Origin of the sequence: Flavitalea sp. (genome assembly GCF_035489435.1) — a bacterium.
GTDB lineage: Bacteria > Bacteroidota > Bacteroidia > Chitinophagales > Chitinophagaceae > DATHKG01.
In genome coordinates this window covers 31,678-42,908 of record NZ_DATHKG010000162.1, presented here as the reverse complement: position 1 = coordinate 42,908, position 11,231 = coordinate 31,678, and the positions used below count along the sequence as shown (strand labels likewise).

The 11,231-nt window shown below is 41.9% G+C and carries 5 protein-coding genes; 2 read left to right on the top strand and 3 right to left on the bottom strand.

Translation table 11 applies throughout. The features are described from left to right. Positions 1 to 94 precede the first annotated feature (94 nt). Positions 95 to 3,499, top strand: coding sequence for a PQQ-dependent sugar dehydrogenase (locus VK664_RS25535; protein ID WP_461401553.1), 3,405 nt, complete (start codon positions 95 to 97; stop codon positions 3,497 to 3,499). Between the two features lie 109 nt (positions 3,500 to 3,608). Here VK664_RS25535 and VK664_RS25530 read toward each other — a convergent pair whose 3' ends face one another. Both VK664_RS25530 and VK664_RS25525 read right to left on the bottom strand, forming a co-directional pair. Next, the gene (locus tag VK664_RS25530; protein WP_461401552.1) at positions 3,609 to 4,022 is read right to left on the bottom strand and encodes a response regulator; all 414 of its coding nucleotides are present in this window, start codon (positions 4,020 to 4,022) and stop codon (positions 3,609 to 3,611) included. Positions 4,023 to 4,046: 24 nt separating this feature from the next. After that, on the bottom strand, positions 4,047 to 5,513 hold the full coding sequence (locus VK664_RS25525) for a sensor histidine kinase (RefSeq protein WP_461401551.1): 1,467 nt from the start codon (positions 5,511 to 5,513) through the stop codon (positions 4,047 to 4,049). Positions 5,514 to 5,717: 204 nt separating this feature from the next. On the opposite strand from VK664_RS25525, the gene VK664_RS25520 reads away from it, so the two are divergent. After that, entirely contained in the window at positions 5,718 to 7,445 is a 1,728-nt protein-coding gene (locus VK664_RS25520; RefSeq protein ID WP_461401550.1) for a PQQ-dependent sugar dehydrogenase, read from the top strand. An 88-nt stretch (positions 7,446 to 7,533) separates the two neighbouring features. Here the strand turns inward: VK664_RS25520 and VK664_RS25515 are convergent, their stop codons facing one another. Further along, positions 7,534 to 11,130 (bottom strand): T9SS type A sorting domain-containing protein, encoded by a 3,597-nt coding sequence (locus VK664_RS25515; RefSeq protein ID WP_461401549.1) that lies wholly within the window; start codon positions 11,128 to 11,130, stop codon positions 7,534 to 7,536. Positions 11,131 to 11,231: the final 101 nt, after the last annotated feature.

The window sequence follows — 11,231 nt, the reverse complement described above, 5'->3', positions numbered from 1 at the left end:
TGAATAAATAAATATCCTTAGATGATTTAGGAATATATACAATCTTATTTTATCTGTTCACGTTATTAAGTTCACGAATCCTTTAACCCAACCTATGAAACACCCATTCATTCTGGCGCTAGCGTTATTATTATGTTCAGTTTCAACTATTGCGCAAGTACCTGTCAACGATCTTTGTGCAAATGCTACCACATTAACATTAGCTCCAGATTGTTCTCCTACGGCAGGTTCCCTTTATAATACTACTAACACCACAACAACAGGAACAGGTAACTGCGGTAGTAAAGCAGATGTTTGGTACCGTGTTACCGTCCCAGCTCTTACGAGATCGATGTCTATTACTGTTACTTTGACATCGACCAATACTCCTTTAACTACCAGTAATACATATATTGAGATGCTGAATAATAACAGTTGTCCGACCGCGGGTACACATTCAGGTGGCTGTAACAATATTTCATCCCCCAGGACATACCCGGTAAATGCAAGCACAACTTATATGTTCAGAATCTACACAACAAATAATATTACAAGCTCACCGGCGAACGCCTATAATTTTAATGTCTGCGTAACTGCGAACGATAATTGTACAACCGCGAGTACCGTTCCACCAGGCTCTACATTGGATGGATCCTTGAGAGGAGCATCGGCCACGACCGGAATACCTACCGGCTGTACTGGTGCACCGGATGATGATGTATGGTATAAGTTTAACCCAGTACTTGATTATGCAACGATTTCTCTCAGTAATATTGGTGCTGACCTTAATTCTGCGGGACCAAGGATGCAATTGTTTAGGGGAACCTGTGCTTCTTTAACTTCAGTTGCATGCGGGAGTACAACCATAAATGTAACCGGTTTGTCAACTACGGAAACCTATTACTGCAGGGTATATTCAAATTCTACAGGCCAGAGCGGTACCAACTATGGTTTCAGATTTTCTGTGATGCCGTCTGCCCTTACCAGGGTTACAGGAAGCAGAATGAACGAAGTCTATAACCAGCAGATAATTTCCTCACCTCAATTGTTAGCAGATCCATGGGAAGTAACCTACGGTCCCGATAATCATTTATGGATAACGGAATCAAAAGGCTATAAGGTTTATAGGGTTAATCCGGTAACGGGTACCAGGGATACAATTTTAGATATTTCGCAAAACAGTACCACCAGTCCGGATGTAAATTTCAGGTGTCAGTTCAACAATGGAAGCGGTGCTCAGGGAGGACTTGCAGGCATGGCCCTTCATCCGAAATTCCTTGATGCAACGGCACCTCAAAATTATGTTTATTTATCTTATGTCTATAGCATGACCAGCTCCACAGTATTTACAAATCGCCTTGTGAGATTTGAATATGATCCAGCTACTAAGAAATTGTTGTCACCAGTTTCATTATGTGACACGCTTCCAGGGAGCAGTGACCATAACTCGCAGAGAATGATAATTGCCCCAGTGGGAGGAGTTGATTATTTATTTTATGCGGAGGGTGATATGGGTGCAGGTCAGTTTGGAAATGCCACGCGTACACAAAATGCTCAGAATATCTTTTCATATGAAGGTAAAATTCTTCGTTTTAACCTCGAACCCGACGGAGATGCCGGTGCAAGAGATCAGTGGATCCCCAGCACCGGTTCCGGACATGCAACTAACCCATACAATGCAACTGTGGGCAGACAACATGCCGTCTGGGCAATTGGTATTCGTAATAACCAGGGCTTTGTTTATGATCCCATTCTCAACAAACTTTATGGATCGTCACACGGTCCTTTCAGTGATGATGAAATTAATGTAATCGAGAGAGGCAAAAATTATGGACATCCGATAGTTATTGGTTATGCCGATGGAAATGCAAATGGAACCACGGCCGGCGCATCACCGGGAATGAATCCAGCTTATCCGTCATCATGTCCTGATATAGTTGATGAGGTGGTAACGGCAGCATCTTTACCAAATTATAAAGAACCTTTGTTTTCTGCTTATCCGAATTCACTGGTGTTCCCTACTCTGAAAGGTCTATGGGATCAGATGCCGGTATCAAACAATGGAATATGGCCATCAGAAGGATGGTCAGGTTTGGATTTCTACACAAACACGGTGATACCCGGCTGGAAAAGATCACTGGTAGCTTCATCTCTTAAATGGGGGCGGCTTGTGAGAATAAGGCTGGATAAAACAGGCGACAGTGCCGCATATAAAAGTCGCGCAAATAACACATTTAAACAAGATACAGTAAGTTATTTCGGAAGTATCAACAGGTTTAGAGACCTCGCCTTTGCACCCAACGGCAAGGACATTTACGTGATAATGGACAGATCGACCTCAACCTCTGGACCCAGTGCCTTATACCCGGTTGTTCCGGCATGCCAGGGCTGCCTTCAGAAATACAGTTTCCTGGGATATGAAGACCTCGCAGGTCAGAGTTCCATTGATACTTCAATCGATGTGACAGACGGAATAGTGAATACCTGCAACACCGGTACTACCGTGATTATTGATGATTCAAACAAAAGTCTTTGGGTTCCCATAACCGGTCCTGATGGAAACATCATGGCAGAAATTTTCCCGAACAATCAGAATCTGGGAACGGTTACTTCTTCGTTTTATAAAAATTCTGGTGCTTTGAGAACGAGGAATGGTTCAAGCTATGCAGACAGGAATGTTACGATCACACCGCAAAACCCACCATCCGGAATGGTTAAAGTGAGGATCTATCTGAGCAAAAAAGAATACCAGGATTTCGATGCTAACGCTTTAAGCGGTATCACGGGACTTTCAGATCTCCGCATCCATAAAAACAGTGATCCATGTCAGAATGCCATTGCAGCAGCGACTTCTATCATCAACCCTACTTTTAAAGTAGAACATGGAGATAGTGCTTATGTATTGCAGGCTGATATATTAGGTTTCTCAACATTTTATATTGGCTCAACTAACGTGTTGTTACCGCTTACTTCGCTCAACTTCAACGGAAAGTATAAGGATGATATTTCTTACCTGAACTGGGAAACTTCAAATGAATCAAATACTGATCATTTTGAAGTGGAGCGCAATACAGGTGAGGGTACTTATACAAGCATCGGAACAGTAGAAGCCAAAGGAAATGGCAGTGGAAAAACCAGGTACACACTAAATGATAATGAAGCTTCAAAGCTTGGCACATCAAGATTATATTACCGTTTAAAGATCACAGACAAAGATGGTTCATATACTTATTCCAATGTTGTGGTTGTAGATATACCCGGTACTTTCATTACCCGTATCTCTATCTTCCCGAACCCTGCTGATAAACAAACAACCGTGCTGATCTCATCACCGGAAGAACAAAAAATTACATGGCAGCTTGTTGATGTTACTGGTCGCAGCGTCATAGCTAAGGATGCGGTTCTTAAGAAAGGTGAGAACAGGATAGTGATAGATCTGAACAACCTGAGAACAGGAGTTTACTTCCTGCAGGTGAAGGGACAGTTTGTAAATGCACAGGAGAAAATCCAAAAGCTGTAACCAGATCAGACCTGATACGAACCAATAAATAATATATATACTTCAAATAAAAGATCCGCCATTTCCGGTGGATCTTTTATTTGAAGCTTATGTAGCCGGTTCAAAAGCCCTAATTATTTATCAGGTCTATCATGAGATTAAAAGAATCCATGGAGCCCGAATTATTTATCTTGAAAGGCTTCACGATATAGCCTGATATTCCAAGCCTGTTCACTGCATCCCGGTCCACATCTTCATCAGAAGTTGTAATAATAAAGCATTTTAAATGTTTCCATTTTTCAGTAGCTCGCACTATGCTTAAAAACTCCAGGCCATTCATTTTTGGCATGTTGATGTCTATCAAAACAAAGTCAGGTAATTGTTCCATCTCAGGCGTTCCTTCCTTGTTAAGTAATTCGATTGCTTCTTCACCATTTTTTGCAACGAAAAGTGAATAAAGAATATTCAGTTTATCCAAAGCTCTTTTTAGATCCATCATGTCTAGCCGGTCATCCTCGACGAGCAAAATATTCCTGATTTTCATACGTTCATTTTTATTTTTCCTGATTCACTTTTTCCAGGTAAATGAAAAGATTGATCCTCTGCCGGGTTTTGAATTTAATTTGATTTGTTCTTTCCTTGCATCAATTATCTTTTGCACAATTGCCAGGCCCACACCGGTGCTTTCGAAAGTATCTCTTTCCCTTAGTGTTTGAAAAATCTTAAATATTTTGGCTTGATGACCGGCTGCAATTCCAGGTCCGTCATCTTCTACAAAAAATTCATAGTAAGAAGGATATTCTTTGCTGTAGATCAATACCCTGCCATTTTTTTTATCGTGATATTTTATAGCATTGTTTACCAGGTTTGAAAAAACCTGGAATAAAGGAATTTTCTGTGTTAACAAATTTGGTAAATGCCTGTCTATTTCGATTGAAATGCCAGGATCTGATGTTTGTGCCTCTACTATTTCGGTAACCAGGTCATGTACCTTTACATGTTCAATTTCATTTGATTCCGTACCAGTTCTTGCATAGGAAAGTATTCCTTTTATCAGGTTTTCAGCTCTGATTAAGCGTCCATGGATTAGCTGCAGATACTCGTGCACTTTTGGAGGTAACTCATTACCATGATCTTCTTCAATCCAGGACACCACATTTCCTATTCCGCGCAGGGGCGCTTTCAGGTCATGCGAAACGATATGGGCGAACTGATCCAACTCCTCATTTTTTCTTTTTAATAATGCGAAATTTTCAGCGAGTACTTCAGCCATATTATTTAACGATGTTGAGAGGTGGCTCAACTCATCATTTTTATTATCCTTCATATGAACTACATAGTTGCCACTGGAAATGGTCCTCGCCATTCCGACCATTTTCAATATTCTTTTTGATAGATTATATGCAAGGGTTCCGGCTATAAGAAAACCCCCAATGATAGAAATGAGGGTGAGCCAGAAAGAAATTCTCCGGGTTGAACGTATGGAATCTGTCAGTATTTCTTTTTGAACTTCCCGCCTGGCGTATTCTTCATTGATGAAACTCCGGAGATCAGCCTGCAGCCTTTTGAATACGGGGCTTTCACCTGAAAGCTCTGCTATATCTTTATTCAACCTGACTGTATCTGCTTTTAATTTTCCGGTTATCTTTCGTCGGATAATGTCAGCAAACAAAGCTGAGTATTCTTTCACCCATTTATGATCCAGCTCCCTGATAGCCGCAAGCCTGTCCTGCTGCCTCGCGTCATCAAGTAAAGTATTAATCTCTTTGAAAATGCTATCGTTTTCATATGTAGTACTTTGAAAAGTCTCGTACAGGGATTTATCTTTAGTGAGAAGATATCCTCTGCCAACACCTACCAGGTTTAATATATTTCTATGATACCTGTTGCCTTCCCTTACAATAGTTGCAGAACGGGCCAGGAAGTCTGTCTTTTCCTGCACCTCATTATATTGATTGTAGTTTATTAAGGTTGTGATAGAAAACAACAGCAGGATAAATAAAAAACTCAAAAGAATCAGATAAGATATTTTCATATAGGTCTTTCTTCTATTGGGTGTGAATTTGATTCGCAGGTTTTTTCAGCTACAAAGGGACAAATCTAAGATAAGTTGTCTATCAATCATGGATTTTGATCGGGGGTTTACCGGATACATAGCTTAAATAAGTCTTGCCGAAAGCTTTAGTAAATTGTGCTAATAAGTTTACATTTATAAAAGCACTAAACTAAAATCATATCTGTGTTTAAATCATTTGTTAAGTATGGCCTGCTTGCCATGCTGGTATTCCATTTTCTCAGCGCTTTCCCGCAGGCGGTTTCGCTCACGTATTCGAAGGATAAAACGGTGATTGCCCATGGGCAGTCCATATTTCAGCAAAAATGTGCAGCCTGTCATAATTTTAAACAACAGGGTATTGGGCCTAATCTGTCCGGCATTACTTCGGCAATGCCTGCCAAATGGATATCTGATTTTATTCATAACTCGCAACAGTTGGTAAAAAAAGGGGACAAGAGAGCCGTGGCAATTTTTAATAAATATAAAGTGCCAATGCCTTCTAATGCCGACCTGGATGCCACTGATATGAATGCGTTGCTTTCCTTTATTGATACCCATAAAAAGTCACTTGCCGATCAGGCCAGACTCGATAAAACCGCGGTTGGCCTCGGTCCTGTTAAAGTTGATCCCCTGCCGGCAAGGATCATAAAATCGAACCTGGTTTTGCAACTGGAAGAAGTTATGACCGCGCCTCCAAGTGCCGACAAAGTCCCTACGGCGCGGATAAACCAGATGACCGTATTGAAGGGTGAAAAGGAGAGGGTGTTTCTCGCTGACCTCCGTGGCAAACTTTATTTATTCCGGCATAACACCATGCAGGAGGTTATGGATATAAGTAAATTGAAACCGGCGTTTATACATACACCTGGACTTGCCAGTGGTTTGGGAAGCTATGCTTTTCACCCTGGGTTTAATACTAACGGCCTTCTATATACGACCCATACTGAAAAAGCCGGATCAGCATTAGCTGATTTTCGATATCATGATTCAATACGGGTTGCACTGCAGTGGGTAGTTACTGAATGGAAAGTTGACAGCCCTTTATCTGATACTTTTGTTTGCAAGGGAAGGGAATTGTTCAGGATTAATATGCCTGTTGAAATCCATGGCATGCAACAAATTGTATTTAATCAACTGGCTACCCGCGATTCAGCTGATTATGGTTTATTATATATTGGCATAGGTGACGGAGGTTCAGCCGAAAATGGACTTTCATACCTTTGTAATTCCAACACCAAATTATGGAGTTCAGTGTTGCGTATAGATCCTGCCGGGAATAACAGCGCGAATAAAAAATATGGAATTCCATCGATCAATCCTTATGCCAATGATAAGGTTCCAGGAGCTGCCGGCGAAATATTCGCAAGAGGCTTTCGGAACCCCAACCGGATCTCATGGTCACCGGATGGAAAGATGCTGATCTCTGATATTGGCTTAAATAATATTGAAGAACTAAATATTGGATTTGCCGGGGCTGATTATGGCTGGCCCGCGAGAGAAGGTACATTTCTGCTGAACTATAAGGGCCGGATGAATGTAGTTTATACATTACCGGCAGGGAAATCAAAATTCATAAACCCGGTTGTTCAATACGATCATGATGAAGGCAATGCTATTTCCGCCGGCTTTGTTTATACCGGTTCTATTCCACTGCTAAAAGATAAATATGTGTTTGGCGATATCGTCAGGGGCCGTGTATTTTATGTAGAGAACAGTTCATTAGTGCCCGGTAAGCAGGCTAACATCAAAGAGTTCAACCTGGTATTTGATGATAAACCATCTACTTTTTTAGAAGTCACCAAAAACAGCAAAGCGGATCTGCGTATTGGAATCGGGGAAAATGATGAAATGTATCTTTTTACGAAGACCGATGGCAAAATCTGGATCGTCAGGGATTGCAGGGCGAAATAAAAATCCCGGATGAAGAATCGTCCGGGATTTACATAAGCCTTTAAAAGAATGGTTTACAATTTTCTTTTTCAGGCCTGAATTCAGAAATTTATTTATTGAGCTTTATTACTCTTTTCGATTTTACTCCATCGTCGGATATTACCTGCAAAATATAACTACCACCGGTGAGTGAGCCCAGGTTATTTACTTTAACTTTATTCGATCCTTTCGCAAATGTTTGCCTGAATGACTTTATTGTTCTTCCATGAGCATCGTTGATTACTATCGTTGCTACCGTGTTCTGCGGAGTATTAAAGTTAAACGAAAGATGATCATAGAATGGATTCGTTACCGAAATAAAACCAAAGCTTGCATCCGAAGTCTTCAACAATTCTATGTTGCTTATTTTTTTGTTACCGGGTTCTTTAACAATGATGCGGTAATAAGCTGAGCCATTTACCAATTCGGGATCTATAAATGAATAGGAGTGCCTGTATTCAATTCCATTCACCGTTCCAATTGTAAAGAATTGCTTCCCATCAAGGCTTTTTTGAACATCAAAACTGGTTTGTGCAGTTTCATTGCTGGTTTGCCATTTTAGGTTAGCTTGTTTACCAACCAGCGAAGCATTAAATGATAGCAAGTCTGTTTTTAGAACCCACTGACAATTATTTACCATTACAATTATCCTGGCGCTATTGAAAAATGCACAGCCACCATAAAGGTTGGCCGCACTGGTTGCCACGCGAATGCGGTATTGAACCAGGTGATGTGCTGAATCCGCAATAAATGAAGGGAAGGATGCATTGTAAACATGATTTCCTCCGACTGGTACGGGCGATCCGACACCCATGGCGAGGGTATCTACAAAGGTTGCACCATTGTCATGACTTACCTGCCACTGATAATATACATAGTTATCAAAGAAGCTGATCACATCGCAGTTCATATCAACCTGGTCACCAAAACACTGGTTTGTATTTCCAACGGGAACAAGGTTTAGATCTGGGGTACAGGTTGCCACACTGATATCATCTAACACCCAATCGTTTCCACCACCACCTTGCGAGTTGTTACGAATAGCAAAACTTGCTGAGGTTTGGGATGGACCGGTACGAAATACGAAACCTTTCTTCTGCCATCCTAATGTATCAATTTCACCGGTGCTGTAATAATCAAGTCCGTTTAATGAAAATGAAAGGTTTGGATAAACCCCCGGATAACCGGCAGCCGGCGCCGTAACGGTACCGGTGAACTGTGCTCCAACCGAATCAACTCCGCAGGTAGCACAAATATTCCGGAACCAGGCCGAAAATTCATAGTAGGTGTCAGGGCAAAGATTGGTTAGGGTTTGGCTGTATACTTCTGATGCCACATAGTCCGCATTGACCATCAGCATATAACCAGAACTTGTTAAAGAATCAGGTGGTAGATTTCCAATGGCGTTATTGGTACCTGTATGGTCTCCATCAATATACCAGTGTCCATACATTCTCTGATTACAACTAAATAAGTGATCAAAAGGCCAGAGTCCGCAAGCTGGCTGCCTGTTTGCATTCTTGTTTGTACTTTGTCGCGGGCTCATATTTTTTACGAGGGCATAGCGACCATCTCCAACTGGCATATAAGGACTCATATCATTCACAAAACTGTAACCGTTTATTGGAATTGCCAGGTCATTTGGGCGGTTTAGGGTAGATCCTGAACCAAAAGTGCCGCCAAATTCTGCAGCATTGTTTACACCAATACTATTTGTACAAAGTGAAAGTGGATCGCTGATAAGAAGTTTGTAAGGAGTAGCAGTCAAGACAACATCTCCGGAGCCAGCATTGTAAATAAAGCGTGCAGGCTTTAAGGATATTGTATCACCAACAGCTCCACTAACAACTACGCGGTATGCTGTTGCAAACAATAATCCTCCACCACCTCTTGGGAAATTTCCACTTCCGCCACCCAACCCGGTTCCTGTAGCAGAAGCAAATTCAGTGTAAGTATTATTTACAGGAATGCCCGGGTTACTGGTTCCAAACCCGAGATTCATTCGAATATTGTATTGACCCGCCGCAGGCGAAGCTGTGTAGGTACCAGCATCATCACCTGATCCCAGCGTATAGCTCTTGTAAGTCAGTCCTTCATTTGTAATTACTTTTAACCGGTCTGTTGGACCCGTCAACATGGTGGTATTTGAAGGTATACTGTCAACAAAGCGTAACCTGCTAATACTGGATCCAGCGGCATGGTGTATGGTCATCCTGATCTCGAGTGTATCGCCTACCCGCACCACACCGCCGGTAGTTTTCTGGGTTATGTTTACATAACTGTTACCAAAACGCACTGCCGGTAAGTTCGGATTGGTAACACAGATATTAAATCTTGCATTGCCATTAGGTGCGGGAGCGGTTGTAGAATAAACCCTCACATAATATGAAGTGCCAGGTGTTAAAGTATTTGCAACAAGTGGATTGGTGCCACAAAGTACCGAGGTGAACGATCCGCAGTTACCTGAAAGAATTTCAATCCGCGGATTTAGAAAGCTGGTGCCGATGGCTGAAAGTGTCACAGTCTCGGTTGCAGTAACTGCTGTAAACTTATACCAGATATCATATGCATTTGGTGAAGCGCAGGTTCCACCCAATGGCTGAGGCGAAGGAGTGGCTATTGCCATGTTACCTGCGACGTTTGCGCAACTACTGCCAACAGATAAATTGACGGCGCCTGAACAGTCATCATTTGCAGGAGGAACAGTGGTTACAGGATCAACGATACAAATATCGAAACCTGCATTACCACCAGCGGGAGCAACCGGCGGGGTTACACTGGTTGTATAAACTCTTATCCAATATGCTGTACCCGGGGTTAAAAAATTCGCCATTATAGTCGTGGTGCCGCAATAATAAGACGTGAATCCAGCAGTACAACTGGTTGCCGATAAAAGCTGCATTTCAGGGTTGATGAAACCTGCACCAATATTTGACAGGGAAATTGTCGGATTAGTAGTATTGGCCACGAACCGATACCATACATCATAATTAGCACCCGACGCACAATTCGGAGCGGCAATCGTTGCAGCAGAAACTGTTGATCCATACATATTTCCTCTCGTATTTACACAACTTGTAGAAGCAGTGAGAAGTATCGCATTAGCGCATAAATTATTAGCCGGCACCGGATCCTGGATGCAGATATCAAAAGCCCAAGTGCCTACCGTACCTGCACCAACACTGTTGCCGCTTGTAAATACTCTCACAAGATAAGTTACTCCAATGGTCAATGCCGTGGAAGGAGTGAGAGACATATTATCCGCACCGGTTCCACTGGCACAACCATATGAACTCGCATTTAGCGTAGCAGCCACACAGGATGTAGTATTGAAAATCTGCAACCGGGCATTACTATTATCCAAATTGCTGCCCATGTTATCCAGCCTAATAACAGGTAATGTACTTTGAGCCACAAAAGAATACCATACGTCAGGAGAAGCTGAAATTCCACAAAATGCACTAATGCCTGCTGTTGATGTTGCTGATCCACTGGTATGTCTCAGGCCACCAGCAATATTCGAACAGACTGTTCCTGAAGTTAACAGCGTAGGAGTGGTACAAGCATCATTTCCAGGCTGTGCCATAGCCGGTATAGACAACAAAAAAAATACAATAGGGAATAAAAGACCTTTAAAACAGGATCTTACGAATTTAACGGGGTTCATAGAATGGGCTTAAGGGTTTTCATTGATATCGAGATCCAAATTAATATTAGGATCGCATGTTTGCAATAGTATATATACTAAATTTTGGAGGGATCGTAAGC